At 71.0% G+C, this 24,193-nt stretch carries 21 protein-coding genes and 1 pseudogene; 14 read left to right on the top strand and 8 right to left on the bottom strand.

Annotated features, from left to right (window positions below; genetic code table 11):
* Window positions 1–22: 22 nt before the first annotated feature.
* Window positions 23–1,012: an FAD binding domain-containing protein gene (locus tag ACIRQ9_RS23890; protein WP_404176884.1), complete on the bottom strand. Its 990-nt coding sequence runs from the start codon at window positions 1,010–1,012 to the stop codon at window positions 23–25.
* Window positions 1,009–1,551 (bottom strand): (2Fe-2S)-binding protein, encoded by a 543-nt coding sequence (locus tag ACIRQ9_RS23885; RefSeq protein WP_404176882.1) that lies wholly within the window; start codon window positions 1,549–1,551, stop codon window positions 1,009–1,011. Before ACIRQ9_RS23885 ends, ACIRQ9_RS23890 begins: the two co-directional genes overlap by 4 nt.
* A 195-nt stretch (window positions 1,552–1,746) precedes the next feature.
* Between ACIRQ9_RS23885 and ACIRQ9_RS23880 the strand changes: the two genes are divergently transcribed.
* Entirely contained in the window at window positions 1,747–2,637 is an 891-nt protein-coding gene (locus ACIRQ9_RS23880; RefSeq protein ID WP_404176941.1) for an AraC family transcriptional regulator N-terminal domain-containing protein, read from the top strand.
* Here the strand turns inward: ACIRQ9_RS23880 and ACIRQ9_RS23875 are convergent.
* On the bottom strand, window positions 2,589–3,230 hold the full coding sequence (locus tag ACIRQ9_RS23875; protein WP_404176879.1) for a class I SAM-dependent methyltransferase: 642 nt from the start codon (window positions 3,228–3,230) through the stop codon (window positions 2,589–2,591). The two genes, ACIRQ9_RS23880 and ACIRQ9_RS23875, sit on opposite strands and share 49 nt — an antisense overlap.
* Window positions 3,231–3,500: 270 nt before the next feature.
* Between ACIRQ9_RS23875 and ACIRQ9_RS23870 the strand changes: the two genes are divergently transcribed.
* The 7 genes from ACIRQ9_RS23870 (at window position 3,501) to ACIRQ9_RS23840 (ending at window position 8,689) form a co-directional block, all read left to right on the top strand.
* Window positions 3,501–3,818 carry a putative quinol monooxygenase gene (locus ACIRQ9_RS23870; protein ID WP_234538805.1) on the top strand — a complete coding sequence of 106 codons (318 nt, stop codon included), beginning with the start codon at window positions 3,501–3,503 and terminating at the stop codon, window positions 3,816–3,818.
* A gap of 104 nt (window positions 3,819–3,922) precedes the next feature.
* Window positions 3,923–4,891 carry an alpha/beta hydrolase gene (locus ACIRQ9_RS23865; protein ID WP_404176876.1) on the top strand — a complete coding sequence of 323 codons (969 nt, stop codon included), beginning with the start codon at window positions 3,923–3,925 and terminating at the stop codon, window positions 4,889–4,891.
* Between the two features lie 56 nt (window positions 4,892–4,947).
* Window positions 4,948–5,085 carry a hypothetical protein gene (locus ACIRQ9_RS23860; RefSeq protein ID WP_404176873.1) on the top strand — a complete coding sequence of 46 codons (138 nt, stop codon included), beginning with the start codon at window positions 4,948–4,950 and terminating at the stop codon, window positions 5,083–5,085.
* Window positions 5,086–5,805: 720 nt separating this feature from the next.
* Entirely contained in the window at window positions 5,806–6,009 is a 204-nt protein-coding gene (locus ACIRQ9_RS23855; protein ID WP_014145516.1) for a cold-shock protein, read from the top strand.
* Window positions 6,010–6,356: 347 nt separating this feature from the next.
* Window positions 6,357–7,865, top strand: a complete 1,509-nt coding sequence (locus ACIRQ9_RS23850; RefSeq protein WP_404176870.1) for a DEAD/DEAH box helicase — start codon at window positions 6,357–6,359, stop codon at window positions 7,863–7,865.
* Window positions 7,866–7,911: 46 nt separating this feature from the next.
* Window positions 7,912–8,313 (top strand): CBS domain-containing protein, encoded by a 402-nt coding sequence (locus ACIRQ9_RS23845; protein WP_404176867.1) that lies wholly within the window; start codon window positions 7,912–7,914, stop codon window positions 8,311–8,313.
* Window positions 8,314–8,362: 49 nt separating this feature from the next.
* Window positions 8,363–8,689 (top strand): SCO5918 family protein, encoded by a 327-nt coding sequence (locus tag ACIRQ9_RS23840; RefSeq protein WP_404176864.1) that lies wholly within the window; start codon window positions 8,363–8,365, stop codon window positions 8,687–8,689.
* Window positions 8,690–9,529: 840 nt separating this feature from the next.
* Here ACIRQ9_RS23840 and ACIRQ9_RS23835 read toward each other — a convergent pair.
* Window positions 9,530–9,889: a hypothetical protein gene (locus ACIRQ9_RS23835; RefSeq protein ID WP_404176861.1), complete on the bottom strand. Its 360-nt coding sequence runs from the start codon at window positions 9,887–9,889 to the stop codon at window positions 9,530–9,532.
* Between the two features lie 834 nt (window positions 9,890–10,723).
* Between ACIRQ9_RS23835 and ACIRQ9_RS23830 the strand changes: the two genes are divergently transcribed.
* Window positions 10,724–11,062 carry a MerR family transcriptional regulator gene (locus ACIRQ9_RS23830; protein WP_184971319.1) on the top strand — a complete coding sequence of 113 codons (339 nt, stop codon included), beginning with the start codon at window positions 10,724–10,726 and terminating at the stop codon, window positions 11,060–11,062.
* Window positions 11,063–11,390: 328 nt separating this feature from the next.
* On the opposite strand, the gene ACIRQ9_RS23825 is transcribed toward ACIRQ9_RS23830, so the two are convergent.
* Window positions 11,391–11,867, bottom strand: a complete 477-nt coding sequence (locus ACIRQ9_RS23825) for a MarR family winged helix-turn-helix transcriptional regulator (protein ID WP_404176856.1) — start codon at window positions 11,865–11,867, stop codon at window positions 11,391–11,393.
* Between the two features lie 67 nt (window positions 11,868–11,934).
* On the opposite strand from ACIRQ9_RS23825, the gene ACIRQ9_RS23820 reads away from it, so the two are divergent.
* The 4 genes and pseudogenes from ACIRQ9_RS23820 to ACIRQ9_RS23805 all read left to right on the top strand — a co-directional run bounded on the left by ACIRQ9_RS23820 (window position 11,935) and on the right by ACIRQ9_RS23805 (window position 16,611).
* Window positions 11,935–12,858 carry an alpha/beta hydrolase gene (locus ACIRQ9_RS23820; RefSeq protein WP_404176853.1) on the top strand — a complete coding sequence of 308 codons (924 nt, stop codon included), beginning with the start codon at window positions 11,935–11,937 and terminating at the stop codon, window positions 12,856–12,858.
* Window positions 12,859–13,023: 165 nt separating this feature from the next.
* Window positions 13,024–13,463: pseudogene (locus ACIRQ9_RS23815) on the top strand (transposase); the annotation flags it as partial.
* 280 nt (window positions 13,464–13,743) lie between these two features.
* Window positions 13,744–14,304, top strand: coding sequence for a hypothetical protein (locus ACIRQ9_RS23810; RefSeq protein WP_404176850.1), 561 nt, complete (start codon window positions 13,744–13,746; stop codon window positions 14,302–14,304).
* A 621-nt stretch (window positions 14,305–14,925) separates the two neighbouring features.
* Window positions 14,926–16,611 carry a ribonuclease J gene (locus ACIRQ9_RS23805; RefSeq protein ID WP_404176847.1) on the top strand — a complete coding sequence of 562 codons (1,686 nt, stop codon included), beginning with the start codon at window positions 14,926–14,928 and terminating at the stop codon, window positions 16,609–16,611.
* A gap of 95 nt (window positions 16,612–16,706) precedes the next feature.
* On the opposite strand, the gene ACIRQ9_RS23800 is transcribed toward ACIRQ9_RS23805, so the two are convergent.
* Entirely contained in the window at window positions 16,707–17,951 is a 1,245-nt protein-coding gene (locus tag ACIRQ9_RS23800) for an NADH:flavin oxidoreductase/NADH oxidase family protein (RefSeq protein WP_404176845.1), read from the bottom strand.
* Window positions 17,952–18,046: 95 nt separating this feature from the next.
* On the opposite strand from ACIRQ9_RS23800, the gene ACIRQ9_RS23795 reads away from it, so the two are divergent.
* Window positions 18,047–18,658 carry a TetR/AcrR family transcriptional regulator gene (locus ACIRQ9_RS23795; RefSeq protein WP_404176842.1) on the top strand — a complete coding sequence of 204 codons (612 nt, stop codon included), beginning with the start codon at window positions 18,047–18,049 and terminating at the stop codon, window positions 18,656–18,658.
* A gap of 36 nt (window positions 18,659–18,694) precedes the next feature.
* Here the strand turns inward: ACIRQ9_RS23795 and ACIRQ9_RS23790 are convergent, their stop codons facing one another.
* Window positions 18,695–21,061 carry a SpoIIE family protein phosphatase gene (locus ACIRQ9_RS23790; protein WP_404176840.1) on the bottom strand — a complete coding sequence of 789 codons (2,367 nt, stop codon included), beginning with the start codon at window positions 21,059–21,061 and terminating at the stop codon, window positions 18,695–18,697.
* 132 nt (window positions 21,062–21,193) lie between these two features.
* Complete coding sequence (locus tag ACIRQ9_RS23785) at window positions 21,194–23,977, bottom strand: AAA family ATPase (RefSeq protein ID WP_404176837.1); 2,784 nt, start codon at window positions 23,975–23,977, stop codon at window positions 21,194–21,196.
* Window positions 23,978–24,193 lie beyond the last annotated feature (216 nt).

Here is a 24,193-nt window from a genome sequence, read left to right as displayed (position 1 = left end):
GGCGGGCGGCGGGATCGGTGCGTCACTCGGCCCTGTGGGCGAGGTCGGTCAGGATTGCCTCGATGAGGTTGCGGGCCAGGCCGACCTTGTACGCGTTGTCGCGCAACGGCCGCGCGGCGGACAGCTCCGCGTCGGCGGCGGCCCGGAAGCTGCCGGTCGTGGCGGGGGCCTCCCGCAGGGCGGACTCGGCGGCGTGGGCGCGCCAGGGCCGGGAGGCAAGGCCGCCGAGCGCGATCCGGGCCCCCTTGACGATGCCCTCGTCGACGTCCAGCGCGGCGGCGACGGAGACGTTCGCGAAGGCGTAGGACGCGCGCTCGCGAACCTTGCGGTAGCGCGAACGAGGGGACGCCGCGGCGGCAGGCAGGGCGACCGCGGTGATCAGGGCGCCCGGGGGAAGCGCCGTCTCCCGGTGCGGACTCTCGCCGACCGGTAGGTAGAACCGGGACAGCGGGATCTCGTGGGAACCGTCCAGGGTCTCGTAGTGCACGACCGCGTCGAACGCGGCCAAGGCCACGGTCATGTCCGAGGGATGGGTGGCCACACAGTGGTCGGTCCATTCGAGGATCGCGTGGTTGCGGTGCTCTCCGGCGATCGCGGAACACCCGCTGCCGGGGCTGCGCTTGTTGCACGGCTGCGAGGCGTCGGCGAAGTAGCCGCACCGGGTTCGCTGCAGCAGGTTGCCGCCCAGCGTGGCCATGTTGCGCAGTTGCCCCGACGCGCCCGCCAGCACGGCCTGGCTGAGTGCCGGATACCGCCGGCGCATCTCGGGATGGGCCGCCAGGTCGCTGTTGGTCGTCGTCGCGCCGATGACGAGTCCGCCGTCGGGCGCGTCGTCGATGCCGTCCAGCGGCAGCCGACGGACGTCCACCAGCCGGGTCGGCGTCTCGATTCCGTCCTTCATCAGGTCGACGAGGTTCGTTCCGCCGCCGAGGAACCGGGCGCCGTCCTCGTCGGCGACCAGAGAGAGGGCGTCTCGGACCCGGCTCGGCCGCTGGTAGCTGAACTCCTTCATCCCGCCACCTCCTCGCGGGCCGCCGTCTCGAGCACGGCCCGCACGATCGACGGGTACGCGCCACAGCGACACAGGTTGCCGCTCAGGCGTTCGCGCACCTCCTCGGCGTCCAACTCGCGCGCCGGCGCGTCGGGTGAGACATCGGCGGTGACCGCGCTGGGCCAGCCCGCCGCGTGTTCGGCCAGCATGCCGACCGCGGAACAGAGCTGCCCGGGCGTGCAGTAGCCACACTGAAGGCCGTCGAGCTGCACGAACGACTGCTGCAACGGTCGCAGTTCACCCTCGTGCGCCAGCCCCTCGACCGTTGTGATGTCCGAGCCGTCGACGGCGACCGCCAGCGTCAGGCACGACACCACACGCCGGCCGTCCAGCAGCACAGTGCAGGCGCCGCACTGCCCACGGTCGCAGCCCTTTTTCGGCCCTGTGTGGCCGGTGTCCTCACGCAGCGCGTCGAGCAGTGTCCTGCGATTGTCGACGTCCAGGCGGTGCGTCTCGCCGTTGACGTGAAGTCGTATCTCACTGCGGGTACTTTCCGCCATTCCGCTTGCCCTTCCTCAATACCGTCGACCGTCGATCGGCAAGCCCCAGAGCCTTCAGTTATTCAAGCAGCTCCTCCGCGGAATTGATTTGCTCGATAGTGGCAAGCCCTTGCCTGATCCTCTTGATGATTTCGCGTCAGCCGGAGCCGGAACGGATGGCTGGACCGTTCCGCGGTGGCGGTGTTCAATCGGTCCATGCCGCTTGACGAACTCCGCACTCTGCTGGCGCGTCACGCCAGACCCGACGGAACGACCGCCATCGAGAACGTGAGGATCGGCCGGGAGGAGTCGGACGAACACCACGCCTCCATGAGCGGAACGGTCATGGCACTGATCGCCCAAGGCGCCAAGCGTCTCGCGCTGGGCGACCGCGTGTACGAGTACGGCCCCGGGTATTACCTGGTCGCATCCGTCGACGTGCCCGTCACCGGCCGCTTCCTCGCTGTCACCCCGGAGCAGCCGGCGCTCGGACTCGGCCTGCTCCTGCATCCGTCGGACGTCGCCGAGATGATGTTGCAGACGGCGCCCGGCACTTTTCCGCCGCCCGGCACGGCACCAGCCGCCATCGCCGTCAGCGACGCCTCCGACGAGTTCCTGGACGCCGTCGTGCGACTGGTGCGCCTGCTCGACCGGCCGCGGGACAGGGACATGCTCGCCCCCCTCGTCAAACGCGAGATCCTGTGGCGCCTGATCACCGACGAGCAGGGCGCGACGGTCCGTCAATTAGGTCTTGCCGACAGCAAGCTCTCTCATATCGCCAGAGCCGTGCACTGGATTCGCGAGAACTACCGGACACCGTTTCGGGTGGACGACGTGGCAGAGCTTGTCGGAATGAGTGCGTCCTCCTTCTACCGGAACTTCCAGGCCGTCACCCGCATGAGCCCCATCCAGTTCCAGAAGAACATCAGACTCCATCAGGCCCGGCTCCTGCTGACGGAACACCCGAAAGACATCGCGTACATCGGATACCGCGTGGGGTACGACAGCCCGTCACAATTCAGCCGGGAATACCGACGCCTTTTCGGTGCGCCACCCAGTCAGGACGCGGTGAGATTGGCGATGGGCGCGGCCGGCGGCGCGGGCTGACCGGCCGGAACGCGCGGCCTGCGCGCGGAGTACACCAGGGCGGGAGGCAGGTTGCGGTACACCGTCCTGCTCGCGACCACTTCTTCGAACGCCCGGCGCAACTGGGCGAGCCTGCGGCGGCTCGGCGGGGCCCAGTGGGCGAAAGTGTAGGCGAACTGCGTGTACACCCCGGTCTCGGACAGCACCGACGCGATGGCCGGTACGAGGTCCTGGCCTTGCGGACCGGTGAACGCCGACCAGGGGAGGCTGCTCACCACGACGTCCGCCGCGCCAAGGCCCCGGTCGGCGAGGATGCGGGGCAGTTCCCAGGCGGACTCGGCGACGGTCTCGGCGCCCGGGAACCGCTCGACCAGATGTGCGGCGAGCCGTTCGTTCAGTTCGACCGCGATGTGGCGTCCGCGGCCTGCCAGCTTGTGTTGGATCGCCGCGGTGGCGGGTCCGGTGCCCGGACCGAGCTCCACCACCACGGGCTCGCCCCGCTCCGGTACGGCGGCGACAAGCCGCTCGACCAGCCGGGACGAACTCGGCATCAGGGAGGCCGTACGGAGCGGGCTGCGCAGGAACTCGCGGGCGAAAACCGCTGTTTCACTCATGCTGTGATCCTTGCGGTGCGGTGGGATCCGCGGTCGGCCGGACGAGATCAGGACGCCGTCGATGGCAGTGGTCCAGTCGGGCCGGGCATGCCGGGTCAGCAGGCTGCGGAGCTCTTCGAGGTGCATGCGTCCATTGCAGCGCCATTCCGGACCCGGGCTCCCATGACCACGAGGATCGTGCAAGTGCGAGCGAGCATCGTTCTAACGTTTTCGCAGGTCACCTCGGTTGAATGGAATCACCTCACTCCACCACCGAGAAGAAGGCACTCAATGATCGCCAACTACGGCTTCAACGCCACCTTGACCGCCAAGCCCGGTATGGGCGACCGACTGGTCGACCTGCTGTTGACCGGTCTGGACGAGGGCAGCCCCGGCGCGAGCGAACTCTGCGTCGTCTACCTCGTCTCCCGTTCCGCGTCCGACCCCGACGTCGTCCACGTCACCGAGGGCTGGACCAGCGAGGAGGACCACCACCGGATCTTCGCCGGCGAGGCTGCCCAAGCCATCGTGGCGCAGATCGACGGACTGCTGGCCAAGGAGTCCGAATACACCGACTACGTGCCGGTCCGAGGCAAGGCCGCCTTCTGACCTGCCGATCGCCCCACACCCCAGCCTCTGCCGCCTCGGTGCCCACCGAGGCGGCCCCCGTCCTCGCCCGACCGTCCCGCCACCACCCACGAGAGGCAACGACCATGACCACAGCACGCCCCTCCGTCGACCCCGAACTGCAGGAACTCCTGGCCGACATGCCGCTGATGTCCCAGCTCAGCCCGGAAGTGCTGGCGCAGGTACGCCCCTTCTCCTCGATGCCCGTCGAACCCCTCCTCGAAGGCCGCGCCATCGACCGGCGCGAGGTCACCGTTGCGAGTCCGGACGGCACCCCGATCCCCTTGTCCGTCTTCAGCCCCGCGAACAGCGATCGCACCGCTGCCGCACCCTGCGTCTACTGGATGCACGGCGGCGGGATGGTCATGGGCGACCGCTTCGCACAGATCGACATCCCGCTGGAGTGGCTCGACGAGTTCGGCGCCGTCGTGGTCTCCGTCGACTACCGGCTCGCGCCCGAGTCCACCGGCACCATCCCGGTCGACGACTGCTACCAGGGACTGCTCTGGATCGCCGACCACGCCGCCGAACTGGGCATCGACCCCACCCGGATCATCGTCGCAGGCGCCAGCGCGGGCGGCGGCCTCGCCGCCGGCGTCACCCTGCTGGCCCGCGACCTCGGCACCCCGGCGATCGCCGCCCAGGTCCTGATCGGCCCCATGCTCGACCACCGCAACACCACCACCTCCAGCCTCCAGTACTCGAACGGGCCCGGCGTCTGGACCCGCGAGATGAACGGATTCGGATGGCGCTGCCTCCTCGGCGACCTCACCGACGACGAGGTACCCGCATACGTCTCACCCGCCCTGGCCGACGACCTCTCGGGCCTGCCGACCACCTACATCGACACCGGCTCCGCCGAAGTCTTCCGCGACGAGGACACCGACTACGCCACCCGCATCTGGGCGGCCGGCGGCCAGGCCGAACTCCATGTCTGGGCAGGCGGCTTCCACGGATTCGACGCCCTGTACCCGCAGGCACACATCTCGGCCACAGCCCGCCGGGTACGCACAGACTGGCTCGCCCGAGTCCTGCCCCCGAACTCCGCCGTCTAGCGCAGCTCGCGCAGTCACACCCACCCCACGCCTGACCGCATCCCAGGACGAACACCATGAAGGTCGCCATCGTCACGGGCGCCGGCTCCGGCATCGGACGAAGCGCAGCGATCCAGATCGCCAAGCGTGGAAATCGGCTGTTCGCAGGCGGGGCGGTGTCGGGTCCGAAGGCAGAGCCAGGCCACGGGCGGTGACCGGCCGGGCGCTGCCGTCGTCAGCCGACAGGACAGGCCGGGGAGGCTGGACTCGCACCGTCCCAGCTGCACGGCCTGCCGCCGCGTGTCCTGTGGTCAGGGCATCGATCGGGATCCGCGCGCTCCTGACCTGCGGCTTCGACTCCTCGCCGTCCGGGCCTGACGCTCGTACGGCGGGCCACAGCGACCGTCTCTCCCGCAGGCATGGCTGAAGACCAGCCGCAGCCTCTGCTGCAGAACGCGTTGCTTCCACCGAGCTGATCGACGGTCCGGTCCTTGGTCGTCTTCGACATGGACGCGCCCGCGCGTGCGCCGGAGACGGGTCGTGACGCTTGCCGGTTCACTCCGATCTGCCCGCCCCCCGCCGTCCCGTGGGGAGCAGCCCCTGCGTTGGGCGCGCCACAAAAATTCCCGAAACGTTACGCTCCGGCTGGGTCAATATCTGTGCCCGCGAGCTGAGATTTCAACGGAACAGGCAAGCAGATTCTCTGTCGTATTAAGTGGGGTGGGATTCTTCACCGTATGCACGCGGCTGCGGCGTGCTACTGTCGGTGTCAGTTGCAATTGTGGTTCCCAAACTTCGAGTGCCTTCCGGGCGGCGCCTGCGCCACTGGAAGCACTTTCGTTATCCGGCTCTTTTTCCGGGAGGGGCGATCATCGCTGCGACACGGGGTCCGCAAGTGCGGATCTCGTATGCACTGTCCCACAAGGAGAAATGACATGGCTGCTGGTACCGTGAAGTGGTTCAACGCGGAAAAGGGCTTCGGCTTCATCGAGCAGGACGGTGGCGGCGCTGATGTGTTCGCCCACTACTCGAACATTGCCGCCCAGGGCTTCCGCGAGCTGCTGGAGGGCCAGAAGGTGACCTTCGACATCGCGCAGGGCCAGAAGGGCCCGACGGCCGAGAACATCGTTCTCGCCTGACGCTGACTGTCGCGTACTTGTAGCTGGGGCCCGCGTCCTTCGGGGTGCGGGCCCCAGCTACTCGCATTTTCCCGCAGTGGTTTCGCCTGCGGACGACAACCAGGAAGCCCGTAGGCTCACCGCATACGGAGCATCCTTCAGGGGCGCACGCCTCCCTTCATGGCTTCATCGCGGTGGACCCCGGACATTGCGTCCGCTTCGCGCCACTCATTCCAGCTCCGCTGCCCGTACGGATGTTTCGTCGGTCAGATTCGCTTTCGCATTCCACCGGTCCATTCTTGCAATTCTCTGTGCTGTTGATCGCCGCGGGAATTCCTTGATATGTGCCGCATCGAGGAAGGTTCCGCATGAACCGCACACGCACGAACGACCGCTCGAACGACCGCTTCACCCGCACCCGTAACGGCAGTGCCGAATCCGGAAGGGGTGGCAGCCGACTCGGTTCGTCGGCCAGGAGCCGCTCCGCCGGGTCGAGCGGTTCCGGTGGTTACGGCCGCCGGCCCGCCGCGGTCCAGGGGGAGTTCGCGCTGCCCAGGACGATCACTCCCGCGCTCCCCGCCGTGGAGGGCTTCGCCGATCTCGACATGCCCAGGGCGCTGCTGGACGCGCTCGGTGCGCAAGGCGTGACCGTGCCCTTCCCGATCCAGGCCGCGACCCTGCCGAATTCCCTCGCCGGCCGCGACGTACTGGGCCGTGGCCGCACCGGCTCCGGCAAGACCCTGGCTTTCGGGCTGGCGATGCTGGCGCGTACCGCCGGGCAGCGCGCCGAGGCCAGGCAGCCGCTGGGACTGATCCTCGTACCCACGCGTGAGCTGGCGCAGCAGGTCACCGACGCGCTCGCCCCGTACGCCCGCTCCGTGAGGCTGCGGCTGGCCACGGTGGTGGGCGGAATGCCGATCGGCCGCCAGGCGAGCGCGCTGCGCGGTGGCGCCGAGGTCGTCGTCGCCACACCGGGACGCCTCAAAGACCTCATCGACCGCGGCGACTGCCGACTGGACCAGGTTTCCACCACCGTCCTCGACGAGGCCGACCAGATGGCCGACATGGGCTTCATGCCGCAGGTCACCGCTCTTCTCGACCAGGTCCGCCCCGAAGGCCAGCGCATGCTGTTCTCCGCAACCCTCGACCGCAACGTCGACCTGCTCGTGCGCCGCTACCTCAGCGACCCCGTCGTGCACTCCGTCGACCCCTCGGCCGGCGCGGTCACGACGATGGAGCACCACGTGCTCCACGTTCACGGCGCCGACAAGCACATGGCAACCACCCAGATCGCCGCACGCGACGGCCGCGTGATCATGTTCCTCGACACCAAGCACGCCGTCGACGGCCTCACCGAGCACCTCCTGAACAGCGGGGTACGGGCCGCCGCCCTGCACGGCGGGAAGTCACAGCCACAGCGCACCCGCACGCTGGCACAGTTCAAGACCGGACACGTCAACGTGCTGGTGGCGACCAATGTCGCGGCGCGCGGCATCCACGTCGACAACCTCGACCTCGTCGTCAACGTCGACCCGCCGACCGACCACAAGGACTATCTCCACCGCGGCGGCCGTACCGCCCGCGCAGGAGAGTCCGGCCGTGTCGTCACCCTCATCACCCCCAGCCAGCGCCGCAGCATGACCCGTCTCATGGCAGCGGCCGGCATCGTCCCGCAGACCACTCAGGTCCGCGTCGGCGAAGAGGCCCTGCACCGCATCACCGGCGCCCAGGCTCCCTCCGGGATCCCGGTCGTCATCACCGCACCGGTCGTCGAACGCCCCAAGAAGCGCGGCGCCACCTCACGCGGCCGTCGCCGCCCCGTCTCGGCGGCCCGCCGCGCGCCCGCACGGCAGTCCACCGCCGGTGCGGCGGCATAGAACCGTGGTGATCAGGAAGCCGGCCCAACTCCGCAGGAGGCACCCTTTGACACTGGACCAGACGCAGTTCCGCCCGGCGAGCGCCCGCCCCGTGCACTGTGCCGCGGTGGCCGACACCGTGGACGCGGCCGGACCGCAGGTCTGGGAGGACATGACCGTGGAGGTGGTGCTGTCCGTGATGGCCGCCGCCCGTACAGGTCATCTGGTCGTCTGCGACGAGGACGGTATGCGCACCGGCCTGGTCACCCGGGACCGGCTCACGGCCGTTCGTGACGGTTCCGGATACACGGACCGGATCCGCCTGCGTGACATCGCCGACGTCATCGGGCCCTTCGCCTCGCCGCTGACCACGTGGGTCGAAGCCGAACGTGCGATGCACTGCCGCCGGCTCGGTGAGCCGCCCGTGGTCGGCGAACACGGCACCGCCCTGGGCGCCCTCTCCCGATGAACCGCTCTCACCCCACCCGGCCCCGTCCTCTCGTCGCCACGGAGGCATCATGCGCTGTGTCATCGCCCGCTTCCCGTTCGATCTGACCAAGAGCGGTGTGGTGGAATCGATGAAGGGCGTCAAACCTGAGCTGGTCACCGCTGAGTTCGTCATCATCGGACGCCGCCGCTACCCCGCCAAGCAGGTCGGTCAGGTCGTCACCCGTCAGGACCGGCGCGACTTCAGCGCCGGCGAAGTCCTCAGGGCCATGACCCAACTCGGCTTCACCTGCCGCACCCGCCCTCCCGCCGCATCCGCGCCCCTGGCCGGCCCGTACGGGCCGGCTTCCGCGATGCTCGGCACTCTGTCTGTCCGCCTGACTTACGGCCAGGTGTGACCCGCATGGAGCAGTGAGGACCCACCGGCGTGGGCGAATTCCAGGGGCGTAGCGACACTGCGGTGAGTTGATCAAGCCGCGAGCAGTCTGAACAGACGCTCGGCTGGGCGGTGCGGGACAGCCCGGCCGACGGCATCGGCGGTATCGGCGGCATCTGCGGCATCTGCGGTATCGGCAGGTCGTCGGGGAAGCGTGCCCGTAGAGCGTGGCGGACCTGCACCGGGCACCACCGCCGGGGCAGGTGGTTCTGGGGGGCGTCCCGCAGCCCTGTGCTCACGGATCTTGCCGGGCTTGGGGCGCGGCTTGCGGGCGTCCGAGCGGTGGCGGGCGGCGTGGGGACGGCAGCACCGGCCGCCGTCGCACATGAGCGTGCGGTTGCGGCGGATCGCCCGGCCTACGGTGGGTGGAGGGACTGCGGCCGAGCCCGGCCGCGATGGCCCGGACGGACGCCTTCTCTCGGATCCGTTCAGCGATGTGGTGAGGTTGCGCGACGGGCCGACGGGTTCCTCAGGGCGAGCCGGGGGTCATGGTGTTTGCCAGGGCAGCCCCGTCTCCACGATGGGTGGGACGGGGCTGCCTTGTACCTCCCGGATGTCGGCTGCCCGTAGAGCCAACGCCTGCCAGTGCGGCGGTTGATGCCGATGATCCGACAGGCTTCCGTGTTCCCTGTTCCGGGCTCCACGAGCCGAAGGTGTTCCTCCCGCTCACGGTCCACCTTCCTGGGCCCCTGAGGCCGCCGATCCTTCCGGATCTCCAAGTCCATCGCACCCCTCGAACTGGGGTGTTGCGACGGCCACTGGAACGGAAGCGCGCCGGTTGGGCCTCACGGTGTGCCGTGGGTCAGTGGTCGGAGTAGCTGAAGTCGCCCACGGTCCAGGCACTGACGTCCTCGATCGCGACGCGGTACATCCCGCCCGTCTCCGGGATCCCCACCGTACCCTGCAGGATCCGGGCGACGTGGAAATGCAGATGCGTGGGCAGTCCGTCCCTCCTCGCGAGGGTGTCGAAGACGGCGGAGAACTCGCCCAGGTCGGCGGAGTCCGTCAGCACCTCGGACACCCTCTGCCTCCACATGGCTTCCGGAGCCAGCCGACCGGTGATGACAGCACCACTGGTGACCACGGTCAGGGACATCTGATTGCTCTGCCCGGATTCCACGAGGGCGGCTATCGCAACGAGCAGCTCGTCAGGTTTCGACATGGGATCGGATTCTATGCACAGGCCCGCCCGGGCGGCTTGCACGGTGGCGCAACCGAGCGAGACGGGCGCATGCGGCTCGCCTTCGAGGCGCGCTGTGCCCCGCCCGCCAACCCGCCCGATCCACCGTGCCCGCCGGAGGGGCTGGGAATCGCGGTCGACGCGCCGTGCCGGTCGGCGCCGCCGCGGGAAGCTCCGTGGGCGGCTCTGGGTTTCACCCGTGCGTCGGACCTGCGCTGCGGACCGCCCCCAGTATCCGCAGATCGGCTCAGCGGGAGACCTCCTCGTCGAGCCGCAGCAAATCTGTGCTTGCTGGAGTAGACATTCGATGTCTTCGTGGTTATGGTTTCTTTCGTAGCCGAGATCGAGCAGGGCCCGGCAGACACGAACTGCCGGGCAGCAGTGCACGTATGACGGTGCGGTGGTGGAGTTTCGAAGCCAGGAAGTTCTACGACGGTGACGGGACTGACGACCGGACCGGGTGGCCTGAAGTGACGAGGGGCCGCCGTGAGCAGGACCGCAGTTGACGCGGTTGCAGTACCAGCAGTACGCAGTCCCTGTTTGCAAGTGATTGGTTCCGAGGGAAGAACGGAGGAGTCGAGCACCATCAGGATCGCCCGGGCGGAAGAAGCGAGCCCGGGTACCGCAGGACATCGATAGGTAGGTGGTCTCCGGTCACGCATCCGCGATCCCCGCACCCCCGTCGGAGTTTCGGGCGGCTGGGCGGAAACAGAAGGCCGACGCAGCACTAAGGTCGGTAGATGGTGTTGCATTTCCTTCGGGGCCTTGGTGCCAAACGGCACCAAGGCCCCTCCACGCGTTCCACAGAGAGGTGAGATGACAGCAGACGAGTCGCTCAGCCGCCTTGACGACGACGACTACCCCGCCTTCACGATGGGCCGGGCTGCCGAGTTGCTCGGTACCACTCCCGGCTTTCTCCGCGCCATCGGCGAAGCGCGCCTGATCACACCACTGCGCTCCGAGGGCGGACACCGCCGCTACTCCCGCTACCAACTGCGCATCGCGGCCCGAGCGCGTGAGCTCGTCGACCAGGGCACCCCGATCGAGGCCGCATGCCGGATCATCATCCTCGAGGACCAGCTCGAAGAAGCCCAGCGCATCAACGCCGAATACCGGCGCACCGGCGGATCGTCCAGCCCGTCGGCCGCAGCCTGAGGTGAGCGAGCCCGCCGGTATCGGCGGGCTGTCACACCCGCGCGTGACCGGGCTGTGGCGCGCAGAGATGGTGCTCGTGTCCTGACGGCTCCGCCGGCACGTCGCTCACCTCCGGCCCCGGTTGCGGCGCCGCCACGAAAAGGTGAGGCGGCTGGCACGCTCCCTGCCCCGGGCGCCGCCGCCACCCCTCCAGGCACCCCCACACGGCCCCAGTCGTTGATCCGGCCGGTAGGGCGCGTATCGAGTCGTGATCAATCCGCGGGATTCACCCTCGCGGCGAACGCCTGATCACGCGGCTACGAACAGTCGCACGGGATGCGCATGCCGGTCAGCCTGTGGGCCGGCCGATCTGGTCGCGTTCGAGTACAGAGCGCAACTCCGAGAAGATCTGTGCGGCGGCCTGTCCCGAGGGACCGCCCAGGACGTCTGCGGTCAGCTCGGTCAGTGTTTTGGTGAAGGTCGCCTCCGCCGCCTCGACGAGGTGCAGGCCTCCGGCGGTCAGGTCCAGCAGTGATGAGCGGCGATCCGATGGATTGGTTCGCCGTACGACCCATGCCTGCTTCTCCAGGCGGTCGATGCCCTTGCTGGTCGCGCCGACCCCGATGGCGAATTCGGTGGCGAGGTCCGCGACCCGGGACCCGGGGTGGTCGCGCAGGAAGCGCAGGAACTCGAACTGCGAGGTGACGATCCCGTGCCGCTCGTGAAGGCGGTCGTTCAGCGCGTTGTAGAGGCGTGTCTCGCAGCGGACGAGATCGGCGAAGAAGCCCGGGAGGTCGATCGGGTCACGGCGTGACTTAGATGCCATGGCATATATTCTAACCTAGATGCCTGGGCATATAGTTCTTTGGCATGCACTCGCGATGGAGGCGACAATGAGCAGGCAGCAGCGCGCGGAGATCGACGCGATGGTCCGACGGCCACGGTCGGAGGGCCCTCCGTCGGTGGAGGAGCTCCGCGCCGGGTTCAGGGCGATGATGGGGGAAATGATCGTCCCGGCTGGGATCCGCACCACGACTGCGACGCTCGGCGATCGGCCCGCGCTGCTCGTCGAGCCGGCCGGCACTCCGAAGGCCGGGACGATCCTCTATTTTCACGGCGGTTCTTACGTGGTCGGTTCGCCGGAGACGGCGATGTCGCTGACGGGGAACCTGGTGGCCAAAACAGGGTTCAGGGCGTTCTCCCTGGACTACCGGCTCGCCCCTGAGCATCCGTTCCCGGCCGCGATCGAGGATGGAGTGAGCGCCTACCGCGCCCTTCTCGACAGCGGCGTGGACCCTTCGGCGATCGCGTTCGCCGGGGACTCCGCCGGCGGCGGCCTCACCGTCACCACCTGCCTCGCCGCCCGCGACGCGGGCCAGCCCATGCCCGCCGCAATCGTGGCGTTCTCCCCCGGACTCGACCTGACCCGGACAGGCGAGAGCATGGACGCCAAGGCGGGCATCGACCCGTTCTTCACGCGTAGGGGCCTGGAACACACCGGGACCATGTACCTCGCGGGACAGGATCCGCGTCAGCCCATGCTCAGCCCCGCCACCCTCGCCGATCTGACCGGCTTCCCTCCGATGCTTCTGCAGGCGGGCACCAACGAAATGCTCCTGGACGACTCCACACGCATGGCCACGCGCGCGAGGGAAGCCGGAGTGGACGTCATCCTGGACATCACGGCTGACGTTCCCCATGTCTTCCAGGCGTTCGCCGGCGTCCTGGACGAAGCCGACGAGGCACTGGACCGCGCCGCTCTCTTTCTCAGTCAGCACGTCCGGACCAGGGGCGCGGCACGCACGTCCGCAGGCTGAAGGGCCCCAGGCGGTCTCATTCGGACCACGGTCCGAACCCCAGGCACTGGCTCGCCGTTCCTGTTTCTGGCGGCCGGCATCCCACCTCGCTCCGAGGGCCGTTCGAGACCCCGGGGGTGCGTTCTCCGTGGGCTGTGGCTCACGCGGGATGCTAGGTCTTCTTACGTGACGCGAGTTCAACTGGGCGACAAAGAAGGGGAGTTCGTCGGGCCGTACCTGCCGATCGGCGCGTACGGCCCGTACCCCGAGCGGCTGCGGCAACAGTTCGAGGGCGTGATCTGGCGGTTCAAGACGGGCGGGCAGGCCAGCAAGGTCCACCTCGTCGCCGACCGGAATGCCGCCCCCTGGTGTTCGTGTTCGTCCTGACCGCAGGCCAGGCCGCGGACAGCCCGCAGTTCATCCCCGTGGTCACGAAGACACGGGTCCGCGGGCCCGTCGGCCGCCCCCCGTACTCGGCCGGGCGCTGTCGCCGGGGATAGGCCTACTCGTCCCGCGGCAACCGGTCCCACCTGCGCAAACGCCACATCAAGGCCGTCATCCCGGAGGAGAAGGACCAGGCCGCCAACCGGAAGAAGAAGGGCTCCCGTGGTGGTCGGCCATTCGACCAGGTCGGCAACCGGGTGAAAATCCTCCCCGGCATTGCCATGACGTGATCCGCCGGGGAGACCTGCTACGGCGTCCCAGACACGACTTCCCGTCCTGTCTCGTTCCTCCGGGCATCATCGGCAACCATCCGATCATGCTGAGAGCCTGCCCGTGACAGCGTTGCTCAAGGTCGGTCTCGCCGCCAACTGGGCCTGCGGAAGCCGTGTAAGCCGCCTGGCCATGGGAAGGACCAAGGTTCCCGAGCGCGCATCTCCGCCCGCCTACGCCCAAGGACCGCCGATGCTTCCCGAGTTCCCCTCCCACGCATCCGCCCCCCTCGCTGATCAGCTGGAACAAAGGTTGGGGCTGACCTCACAGTACGAAGTGGGCCCTTTCGACGTGGAGCGCGTCGCCGGCATCGCGGTCCTCGCGGCGGCCCACTCCGATGGCTACGCGGCCACCGCGCATCTCCTCGGACTGCTGGCCGCGCTCCCGGCCCCCACCGAGGCAGGAGAACGCTTCTGGTCGAACCTGTGGAGATCCTCGGGCACCGCCTACCTGCTGCCGGCCAATATCAAGGACATGGTGCTGCGTTCGCTGGCCGGAGAGGGAACCGGTCTGGCCGGACAGATCCTCTCGGCCGTAGACGAGATGACGCCTCCCCAGCGCGTCGCGGCCGCAGAGGTGATCGGCCAGGCGCTCGCCGAGTCAGACCACCTCCCTGATCTCAAAACACAGGTCATCGGCGACCTTTGGCTCCGGGACCTGGAACTCACGGCCTGGCGCGTCCTTCACGCGGACCACAAGTCGCCCGATGCGGCCGGACGTATCGCCTTCGTCGAAGCATGGACGAGTGTCTGACCCCGGCCCAGTCGGCACGCACAGGCAACCGGGCCATGCGGGACGTTCGAGCAGTGACCTTTGATCGAACGAATCCGGGCACGACTCGGACGGTGAGGCCGTCTCGGTACCGCCGGCACCTCGGTCTCGCCGCACCCGAGGAGACCCACACGCCCGGCTGCCTGGTCACCTTGGCCGTGGACGTCATGGAGTCGCGTGGCAGCGCGCCTCACGGACGCCGTGATCGCCGCCCAGCCGGGGGACGGCGGGCCCCCGGGGCACGATCGGGCGCACTTCCGGCACAGCGCCGACCGCATTCGGGCACTGCTGTACACCGAGTGGCCCAACGGCGGGGCGCACCGGGAGGCCGCGGAGGCCGGCCACCACGACAAGGGCACGAGATCTGCGCCGACACCACCGGGCGCACGGCTGCCCCGGAGCCCGCGCGGCCGGGCCTCCGCCGCCCACTGCTCCGGGCACGACCTCCAGCCGCTGCCGGCGGCACGCCGTACCCCCTCCCGGTCCGGCCGCCGACGTCAGCGGATCCTCCCGGACACCCGCATGGTGCCGCCACCCTGTCGGCAGGAAGAGATCGCACAGGCAGTGGATCACCCTGTCCCGCTCTCCGGGTACCGTCAGGGTATGAGTCATCCGCACCCCGAACTGAAAGCCGCCCCGCCCCTTCCCGAAGGAGGGCTGCGGGTCACCGCCCTGGGCGGTCTGGGTGAGATCGGCCGCAACATGACCGTCTTCGAGCACGCGGGCAAGCTGCTCATCGTCGACTGCGGCGTGCTGTTCCCCGAAGAGACCCAGCCCGGCGTGGACGTGATCCTGCCGGACTTCACCTCGATCCGAGACCGGCTGGACGACATCGTCGCCGTGGTCCTCACCCACGGCCACGAGGACCACATCGGCGGCGTGCCGTACCTGCTGCGCGAGCGGCGCGACATTCCCGTCGTCGGCTCCAAGCTGACGCTGGCGTTCCTGGAGGCCAAGCTCAAGGAACACGGCATCCGGCCGCGCACGGTGCGGGTGAGGGAGGGCGACCGGCGTGGCTTCGGGCCCTTCGACTGCGAGTTCGTGGCGGTCAACCACTCCATCCCCGACAGCCTCGCGGTCGCGATCCGCACCCGGGCCGGCATGGTGCTGCACACCGGCGACTTCAAGATGGACCAGTTCCCGCTCGACGACCGCATCACCGATCTGCGCGCCTTCGCCCGCCTCGGCGAGGAGGGCGTGGACCTGTTCCTCACCGACTCCACCAACGCCGAAGTACCCGGCTTCACCACCTCCGAGCGTGAGCTGAACCCGGCGATCGAGCAGGTGCTGCGCACCGCGCCGCGCCGGGTCATCGTCTCCAGCTTCGCCAGCCACGTGCACCGCATTCAGCAGGTCCTGGACGCCGCCCACCAGCACGGCCGCAAGGTCGCCTTCGTCGGCCGGTCGATGGTCCGCAACATGGGCATCGCCCGTGACCTGGGCTACCTGAAGGTCCCCTCCGGTCTGGTCGTGAGCACCAAGGAGCTGGAGAAGCTCCCGGACCACAAGATCACTCTGGTCTGCACCGGCTCCCAGGGCGAACCGATGGCCGCGCTGTCCCGGATGGCGAACCGCGACCACATGATCCGCGTCGGCGAGGGCGACACCGTCCTGCTCGCCAGCTCCCTCATCCCCGGCAACGAGAACGCCATCTACCGGGTGATCAACGGACTCACCCGCTGGGGCGCCCACGTGGTCCACAAGGGCAACGCCAAGGTGCACGTCTCCGGGCATGCCAGCGCCGGTGAACTCGTCTACTGCTACAACATCGTCAAGCCCCGCAACGTCATGCCCGTCCACGGCGAATGGCGCCACCTGCGGGCCAACGCCGACCTCGCCATCCGTACCGGTGTCGACCCCGAACGGGTCGTCATCGCCGAGGACGGCGTCGTCGTCGACCTGGTCGACGGGCGCGCATCCGTTACCGGCAAGGTCCCCGCCGGCAATGTCTACGTGGACGGCATGGAAGTCGGCGGCGCCACCGAGGCGTCCCTCAAGGACCGCCTCACCCTCGCCGCCGAAGGCGTGGTCACGGTGGTGGCGATCGTCGACGCGGACACCGGCGCCCTCGCCGAGGCCCCCGACTTCCTGGCCCGTGGCTTCGTCCACGACGACGCCACCTTCGAACCGGTCATCCCCGTCATCGAGAAGACCCTGTCCACCGCGGCCGAGGAGGGCGTCGGGGACGCGCGCCAACTCGAACAACTCGTCGCCCGCGCCGTGGCGAACTGGGCGTTCCGCACCTACCGCCGCAGGCCTCTCATCATCCCCGTCATCATCGACGCCTGAGCCACACCCGGACAGGCGTCCGGGGGGGGCGACGGCCGCCCTGCCGTGCGTTCGCGCGGCCGCGTCGTGGCGCGGTGCCGGGAGGGGCGGTTCGGCTACACCGGTCGGCGGGTGGTCGAGAGCCAGGTGCGGTAGCGGCGCAGGGCCCTGCGGTGCGCGTGGCGTTCGGTGAGGAGGGCCGTCGCCGGGTGGGTGTGCGGGGTGGGGCGGCTGCCGCGGGCGATGCGGCGCAGCTGGTGGCGGACCTGGGCCATGCCGGCCGCCGCGGCGAGGGACTTGTCGGACCAGGGCACCGGGCGGAGCCGGGCGTCCGCCTCGCGCCCCTGGCGCCAGCGGTCGGGCAGGTCGGGGGTGACGGCGAGGGCCGTGCCCATCCCGACGATCGCCACGCCGTCGGCGAGGACCCGCTCGGCGGTGGGGCGCCGGGTGATGCCGCCGGTGAGCATCAGCGGCAGCGGGCTGGTCGCGGCCAGGTCCCGCGCGAGGTCGAGGAAGTAGGCCTCGCGGGCCTGGGTGCGGGTGTCGGCGGGGCGGCCGGACATCGCCGGGCTCTCGTAGCTGCCGCCGGACAGTTCGACCAGGTCGACACCGAGCGGGGCGAGCATCTCGATCACCTGGCGGGCGTCGTCGGCGTCGAACCCGCCGCGCTGGAAGTCGGCGGAGTTCAGCTTCACGGCGACCGCGAACGACGGGGAGACGGCGGCGCGCACCGCGCGGACGACGTCCAGCAGCATCCGGGCCCGGTTCTCCAGCGCGCCGCCCCACTCGTCGGTCCGCCGGTTGACCAGCGGAGAGAGGAACTGCGAGAGCAGGTAGCCGTGCGCGGCGTGGATCTCCACGCCGTCAAAGCCCGCCTGCTCGGCGCGCCGGGCGGTGACCGCGTACCTGGTCACGGTGGCCCGGATCTGCTCCGGGGTCATCGCGGCGGGCTTGCCGAAGCGGCCGCTGTGCCTGCCGACGTCGACGGCGACCGCGGACGGTCCCCACACGACGCCGGGCATGTCGGAGCCGATCTGCCGGCCCGGGTGGTTGATCTGCATCCACACCGCCGCGCCGCCGGACTTGGCGGCCGCGGCCCACTCGGTGAACGGCTCCAGCGGCGCGGCATCGTCGAGCACCACGCCCGCGGGGCCGGTCAGGGCCTCGGCGTGGACCATGACATTGCCGGTGATCAGGAGTCCGGCGCCGCCGGCGGCCCAGCGCCGGTACAGCCCGAACAGCGCCTCGTCGGGGAGCTGGCCGTCACCGGCCATGTTCTCCTCCATGGCCGCCTTGGCGATCCGGTTGTCCAGCACCTGCCCGGAGCGCAGGGACAACGGCGAGAACAACTCGCTGGTCATCCGGGTCCCCCTCTCGATCTCGATCCCGTAGAATGTGTGCGGCGTTCACATTAGAGGGGTGATGTGAGCGATGCAAACACGAGGGAGTGTGACGTATGACGCAGGCGGGCAGCACCTATCACCACGGCGACCTGCGCGCCGCCTGTCTGCGCGCGGCCCGGGAGCTGCTGGAGGAGGACGGCAGCGCCGGACTCTCGCTGCGGGCGGTGGCACGGCGGGCCGGCGTCTCGGCGACGGCCCCCTACCGCCACTACGCGGACCGGGACGCGCTGGTCTCCGCGGTCGCCGCGCAGGGCTACCGCGAACTCGCCGGCCACCTGCTCGCCGCGCACCCCTCGCCCACGACCCCCGACGAACTGGCGGCGGTCGCCGTCGCCTACGTCCGCTTCGCCCTGGACCACCCGGCCCTGTTCCGGGTGATGTTCGCCGAGCCCTGCGACCCGAACAGCGAGGAACGGGTCGCCGCGACCGCCGCGATCTCCGAGTACGTCCACGGCATCGTGCGCGGCGCCTTCCCGAACGCCGACGTGGACGCGCTGTCCACCACCGTGTGGGCGCTCGTCCACGGCCTGGCGTTCCTGCACCTCGACGGCAAGCTCGACGCCTCCGCCCCCGACCTGGTCACCGCCCAGGTGCGCGCGGCCGTCCGCGCCCTGTTCGTCGCCCCCGTGACGTCGGGCGCGCGGGACGGACGGGTCGGCGGCTAGCGGGCGGAAGCAGGCGGCGGCCGACGTCCGGCCCCGTCAGGGGATGGCCAGCTCCGCCCAGATGGTCTTTCCGGACGCGGTGTAGCGGGTGCCCCAGCGCTGGGAGACCTGCGCGACGAGGAACAGGCCGCGGCCGCCTTCGTCGTCACGGCGGGCCCGTCGCAGATGGGGCGCCGTGTGCGCGTTGTCGGAGACCTCGCAGAGCAGGCTGCGGTCCCTGATCAGCCGCAGCATCACCGGACCGGTCGCGTACCGGATGCTGTTGGTGACCAGCTCGCTGACCACCAGCGCGGCGGTGAAGGACAGGTCGGACAGCCCCCAGACGTCCAGCTGGCGCTCGGTGTCCGTGCGGGCGTCCGCGACCGTGGCCGGATCCGGCGGCAGTTCCAGGTCCGCCACGTGGTCGGGGCCGAGCCGCCGGGTGCGCACCAGCAGCAGCGTGGCGTCGTCCGCCTGCGGTCCCGGCGGCAGCGTCGACATCGCCCGGTCGCACAGCTCCTCCAGCGGGCAGCGCTGCCAGGTGAGCACATGGGCGAGCCGTTCGATGCCGCTGTCGATGTCGGTGCGCCGGTCCTCCACGACACCGTCGGTGAAGAACGCCACCACGCTGCCGTCGGACAGGCTCAGCTCGATGTTCTCGTACGGCAGGCTGCCCAGGCCCAGGGGGGGACCCGGCGCCGGCGCGGACAGCGGCACCGAGCCGCTCGCGTCGGCCACGATCGGCGGGGGATGGCCCGCGCTGGCCCACACGCAGCGCCCGCCGACCGGGTCGTAGATCGCGTAGAGGCAGGTCACACCGAGCGCCTCGTCGCTCATCGTGTCGCCCGCGCCGGGTTCGCAGTCCTGCGCCACCAGGCCGTCCAGTCTGGTCAGCAGCTCGGCCGGGTCCAGGTCCAGCAGCGCCAGGGTCCGTACGGTGGCGCGCAGCCGGCCCATGGTCGCGGCCGCGTGCACCCCGTGGCCGACCACGTCGCCGACCGTCAGCCCCACCCGGGCCCCCGACAGCGGGATCAGGTCGAACCAGTCGCCGCCCACCCCCACCCGGCTGTCGGCGGGCAGGTAGCGGTACGCCACCTCGACCGCGCTCTGCTCGGGCAGCCGCCGGGGCAGCAGGCTGCGCTGCAGCACCAGGGCGGCCGCGTGCTGGCTGGTGTAGCGGCGGGCGTTGTCGATGCCGACGGCGGCGCGCTCGGCCAGCTCCACGGCGAGCGTCTGCTCCTCCGGCCCGAAGGGGTCCGGGTTGTCGACGCGACGGAAGGTGACCAGGCCGAGGACCGCGTCACGGGCGAGCAGCGGCACGAAGAGGTCCGCGTGCCGGGCGGCCGTGACCTGCTCGCCCGGTGCCGGCGAGGTGTCCACGACCGGCCGGTTGGTGGTCAGGCTCAGTGCCTGCGGCGACGACGGCGGATAGGAGACCGGGCTGGTCCCGAACTCCTCCGGGGTACGGCCGTGCATCCGCAGCAGGCTGTGCCCGGGCGCCGACCGGGTCGGCGGCTGCCGTCCCTCGATGACCGCGGGCGGCAGGTCCACCAGCACCTCGTCGGCCAGCTGCGGCACCGCCACGTCGGCCAGCTCTGCGGCGGTGCGCCGCACGTCCAGCGAGGCGCCGATCCGCTTTCCCGCCCGTACCAGCAGCGACAGCCGTTCCTGGGCGCGGTAGCGCTCGGTGATGTCCAGGGACTCCTCGAACAGCCCCAGCGGTTCGCCCCGGGCGTCCACCAGCCGGTAGTACGAGCAGGACCAGACGTGCTCGCGCACCGGGTCGGCGGGGGCGCGGCCGCGGTAGTGCATGCCGAGGATCGGTTCGCCCGTCTTCAGCACCTGCTCCATGACCTGGTCCTCGTCCGGAGGGTGGTGGCGGGAGATGAACTCGCCCTCGGGGAAGAGGTCCGCCGCGGGCCGGCCGACGTACTGGGCGATCCCGTCCAGCTCCAGGTCGGTGGAGACGTTTCCCCAGACCACCCGCATGTCGGTGTCGAAGATGGTCAGCCCCACCGAGGACTCGGTCGCCAGCCCCTCCAGCATCGCCAGCTGGGCCTCCCAGCCGCGCAGGGCCGCCAGCTCCGCCGCGACCACCACGGTCGCGGCCGCACCCCGGTGGGTGAGCGGACTCAGCGTCACGGCGGCGCGCACGGTGCGGCCGTCCCCGCGGCGCAGGTCGAGGACCGCGGTGCGGGGCCGGTGCGCCCGGCAGAAGGCGGACAGCCGGGGACCGGGGTCCGCCGCCAGGAGCCGCGCGGCGGGCCGGCCGAGCACCTCGTGCGCCGCGAGGCCGAGAAGCCGCTCGGCGGTGGCGCTCCAGCCGGAGACGCGGCCGTCCTCGTCCAGCACCGCGGCCGCGGCCCTGGTGAGGTCCAGGGGGCTGTGGAATTCGACGTCGGCAGCATTCGGAAAACGATCCATGGGCACCGCTTCCCTTCGTGCTCAATCAGCATCCCGTGCCGCACGGAGGACTACAACCGCACGCGTCGGCGCCGCCGGTTCGCGGCGCCGGACGTCGCGCCCCGCAGCGAACGGATCACGACGGGTGGACGGTCACCGTGGTGTCTCCGGCTCCGTGGTGAGGGCGTCACGGAGCTGGGCCCTGGCGGTGATGCCCAGCTTCGGGAAGACCTTGTGCAGGTGGTAGCCGACCGTGCGCGGCGACAGGTAGAGCCGGGCCGCGATGTCGCGGTTGGTCAGGCCCTGGGCGGCCAGTTCGGCGATCTGGCGTTCCTGCGGGGTGAGTTCACCGGCCGGTGCGCCGGCCCCCGCGGTACCCGCCGCCCGCAGTTCCGCCGCCGCCCGCTCGGTCCAGGGGCGGGCGTCCAGCCGCTCGAAGCACTCCAGCGCCGCCGTGAGATGACGGCGGGCCTCGGCCTGGCGGCGGCGCCTGCGCAGCCACTCGCCGAGGTCCAGATGGGCGAGCGCCTTCTCGAACGGCCAGCAGTCGGTTGCGGGGCCGTCGACGGCGGCCAGGAAACTCCGCTCGGCGGCGTCGCCGTCGGCCAGCAGGGCGGTGGCCCGGTGCAGGACGGCGGCGAAGCGCGGCGAGGGGTCGGGCGCCAGGTCCCGGGTCACGGCCTCGACGACGGTGCGGGCGTCGTCCGACCGCCCGGCGCGCACCGCGGCGGCCGCCAGGTCGCCCAGGTAGTAGAGGGACGCGTGGTAGTGGACGGGGGCGGGCCGGAAGTCGCGGGTGAACGCGGCCCGCAGCTGCTCGTAGGCGCCCGCGTGGTCACCCGCCACGAACGCGGCCATGCCCACGGCGTGCCGGTGCCGGACCTGCAGACTCAGGGACCTGCGCAGATCCACTCCGCGGACCGCCTCGGCCGCCCGGGTCCTGGCCGCCACCGGGTCGCCGCGCAGCGCGCACAGCGTGGCCCGCAGGACGCGGGCGCCCACCGTCACGTTGTCGGCGCCCGCCTCCGTCGCCATCCAGAACGCCTCGTCGGCCGCCTCCTCGGCCGCCGCCCACGCACCGTTCTCGAACAGGGCGAGCGCCAGTGCCTGCGTCACGGTCGCGTTCGTACCGGCGCCGCCCGCGCGGCGCAGGACGTCGATGGTCCGTCCGAGGACGCGCACCGCCTGCTCGGTCTCGTCCAGGATCCAGGCCGTGCCGCCCACCGCGGTGAGGTTCCCGAGGCTCTCGTCCCGGCCCAGTTCCGCCGAAGCGTTCGCCAAGTGACGCATGAGAAGCGGCCGTTCACGGTAGGGGTCGGCGACCGCCAGGGCCCAGGCGCGGGCCGCCGGATCACCGTCGCCCTCGATCAGCCCGCCGATCCGGCTCAGTTCGGCGCGGTAGTAGGACGTACCGGTGTTGTAGACGGACGTCGCGGCCGTGCTCAGGGCGCCCACGGCCAGGCCAGGAGCCGAGCCGGCGGTGGCCTCGGCGACGCCCAGCAGCAGCGCCAGCGCGTCCTCGTGGCGGAGCGTGACCCCGAGGGCCCAGCCGCCCAGCAGCGAGGCCTCGGCGCGCAGCCGGGGATCGTCGGTCATCTCGCCGACCCGGCCGCTCATCTCACCGACCCACTGCGGGTGCCCGGCGAACATCGCCGACTGCGCGGCCGTCAGCAGCCGCCGCGCCCGCAGCTCCGGATCCGGGGTCAGCTCGGCGGCGCGTTCCAGCGCGGTGGCCGCCGCGGCGTGCCCGCCCCGGCCCTGGGCCCGTCCGGCGCTCTCCGCCAGGGCGTCGGCGACCTCCGCGTCCTGGCCGGTCGCCGCGGCCGCCAGGTGCCAGGCGCGGCGGTCCGGCTCCCCGGTGACCGCGGCGGCCAGGGCCAGATGGGCCTGCCTGCGCTCGTGGAAGGAGGCCGCGTGGTAGACAGCCGAGCGGACCAGCGGGTGGCGCGGCAGCACCCGGCCGTCGGCCACCCGGACCAGGCCGGCCCGCTCGGCCGGGTCCAGGGCCCGGACCACGTCCAGCTCCGGCGCGGCCCGGATGAGGTCGGTCAGCTCCGCCGTACCCGCGGCCGCCACCAGCAGCAGGGCCCGCCGGGTGGGCGCGGGCAGGCCGGCCAGGTCGGCGGCGAACAGGTTCTCCAGCCGGGCGGTGAGCGGAAGAGCCGCGCCCGCGGCGCCCGCCGCGGCGTCCACGGCACCCGCGGCTCGGCCCCGGGCCAGCGCCCGCGGCAGCTCGATCAGAGCCAGCGGATTGCCGGCCGCCTGCCGGAGGATCTCGGCACGCGCCTTGCCGCGGGGCGGGTCCGGCTGCGCGTCCAGCAGCTGCCCGGCCGCGGTCCGGCTCAGCGGCCCCACCGTCAGCTGCGGGAAGTCCCGGTCGAAGCGGGCCGGCACACCGTCCTCGCGGGCGGCCAGCAGCAGCACCACCGGCCTGCCCTCCAGCCGCCGGGCGAGGAAGGCCAGCACGTCCACCGAGCCGAGGTCCAGCCACTGGGCGTCGTCCACCAGCAGGAGCCGCGGCCGCTCCGCCGCGGCCGCGCCGATCAGCGCCAGCACCCCGACGCACAGCGACAACTGGTCGAGCCTCAGCTCGTGCTCCGCGGCACCGGGGCCGAACGCCCGGTCCAGGACGTCCCGGTGGGCCGCGGGCAGACCGTCGCCGGGCAGCAGCGGGTGCAGCAGCTGGTGCACGCCCGAGAGGCCGAGGCCGCTCTCGCCCTCGCTGCCGCGCACCCGCAGGACGCCGAAGCCCAGCTCCCGCCCGCGCCCAGCCGCCCGGTCCACGAGGGTGCTCTTGCCCGCCCCCGGCTCCCCGGTGAGCACCAGCACCTGCGGCCCGCCGCCGTCCACGGCCCCGAGGAGCCCGTCGATCCGGGCCAGTTCGGCGGCGCGGCCCAGGACGACCGGATCGGCGGGGCGGTCGGTGGCGGTGTGCATGAGCGGTGCGTGTCCTTGTCGTCGGTGTCGTCGGTGTCGTCCCGGGCGTCGGTGCCGCCGGGCGCAAGGGTGGCCGGAGGCCTCGGCACAGGGGGGCCGCCGAGGCCGCCTGGCCGGGGTTCCGGTACGGCCATCCTGCCAGCGGTCGCTTCGGCGGCCGCGACCGCGGGTGACTGGTCATGTGACAGAAGCGTGGCCGTCCGGTGTCGGCGATGA

The sequence above is a fragment of the Streptomyces sp. NPDC101237 genome, assembly GCF_044767465.1.
Classification (GTDB): domain Bacteria; phylum Actinomycetota; class Actinomycetes; order Streptomycetales; family Streptomycetaceae; genus Streptomyces; species Streptomyces gramineus.
Note: the sequence above shows the minus strand (reverse complement) of the source record. Positions and strands in the feature narration are given on the sequence as shown.

What these genes read in the sequence shown, in the direction of transcription:
- ACIRQ9_RS23810 (WP_404176850.1), top strand. Translation starts at nt 13,744, where the DNA reads ATGCTTCCCGAGTTCCCCTCCCACGCATCCGCCCCCCTCGCTGATCAG.
- ACIRQ9_RS23860 (WP_404176873.1), top strand. Translation starts at nt 4,948, where the DNA reads ATGAAGGTCGCCATCGTCACGGGCGCCGGCTCCGGCATCGGACGAAGC.
- ACIRQ9_RS23830 (WP_184971319.1), top strand. Translation starts at nt 10,724, where the DNA reads ATGACAGCAGACGAGTCGCTCAGCCGCCTTGACGACGACGACTACCCC.
- ACIRQ9_RS23875 (WP_404176879.1), bottom strand. Translation starts at nt 3,230, where the DNA reads ATGAGTGAAACAGCGGTTTTCGCCCGCGAGTTCCTGCGCAGCCCGCTC.
- ACIRQ9_RS23880 (WP_404176941.1), top strand. Translation starts at nt 1,747, where the DNA reads ATGCCGCTTGACGAACTCCGCACTCTGCTGGCGCGTCACGCCAGACCC.
- ACIRQ9_RS23870 (WP_234538805.1), top strand. Translation starts at nt 3,501, where the DNA reads ATGATCGCCAACTACGGCTTCAACGCCACCTTGACCGCCAAGCCCGGT.
- ACIRQ9_RS23855 (WP_014145516.1), top strand. Translation starts at nt 5,806, where the DNA reads ATGGCTGCTGGTACCGTGAAGTGGTTCAACGCGGAAAAGGGCTTCGGC.
- ACIRQ9_RS23795 (WP_404176842.1), top strand. Translation starts at nt 18,047, where the DNA reads ATGACGCAGGCGGGCAGCACCTATCACCACGGCGACCTGCGCGCCGCC.
- ACIRQ9_RS23820 (WP_404176853.1), top strand. Translation starts at nt 11,935, where the DNA reads ATGAGCAGGCAGCAGCGCGCGGAGATCGACGCGATGGTCCGACGGCCA.
- ACIRQ9_RS23850 (WP_404176870.1), top strand. Translation starts at nt 6,357, where the DNA reads ATGAACCGCACACGCACGAACGACCGCTCGAACGACCGCTTCACCCGC.
- ACIRQ9_RS23785 (WP_404176837.1), bottom strand. Translation starts at nt 23,977, where the DNA reads ATGCACACCGCCACCGACCGCCCCGCCGATCCGGTCGTCCTGGGCCGC.
- ACIRQ9_RS23805 (WP_404176847.1), top strand. Translation starts at nt 14,926, where the DNA reads ATGAGTCATCCGCACCCCGAACTGAAAGCCGCCCCGCCCCTTCCCGAA.
- ACIRQ9_RS23865 (WP_404176876.1), top strand. Translation starts at nt 3,923, where the DNA reads ATGACCACAGCACGCCCCTCCGTCGACCCCGAACTGCAGGAACTCCTG.
- ACIRQ9_RS23885 (WP_404176882.1), bottom strand. Translation starts at nt 1,551, where the DNA reads ATGGCGGAAAGTACCCGCAGTGAGATACGACTTCACGTCAACGGCGAG.
- ACIRQ9_RS23825 (WP_404176856.1), bottom strand. Translation starts at nt 11,867, where the DNA reads ATGGCATCTAAGTCACGCCGTGACCCGATCGACCTCCCGGGCTTCTTC.
- ACIRQ9_RS23835 (WP_404176861.1), bottom strand. Translation starts at nt 9,889, where the DNA reads ATGTCGAAACCTGACGAGCTGCTCGTTGCGATAGCCGCCCTCGTGGAA.
- ACIRQ9_RS23800 (WP_404176845.1), bottom strand. Translation starts at nt 17,951, where the DNA reads ATGACCAGCGAGTTGTTCTCGCCGTTGTCCCTGCGCTCCGGGCAGGTG.
- ACIRQ9_RS23890 (WP_404176884.1), bottom strand. Translation starts at nt 1,012, where the DNA reads ATGAAGGAGTTCAGCTACCAGCGGCCGAGCCGGGTCCGAGACGCCCTC.
- ACIRQ9_RS23840 (WP_404176864.1), top strand. Translation starts at nt 8,363, where the DNA reads ATGCGCTGTGTCATCGCCCGCTTCCCGTTCGATCTGACCAAGAGCGGT.
- ACIRQ9_RS23790 (WP_404176840.1), bottom strand. Translation starts at nt 21,061, where the DNA reads ATGGATCGTTTTCCGAATGCTGCCGACGTCGAATTCCACAGCCCCCTG.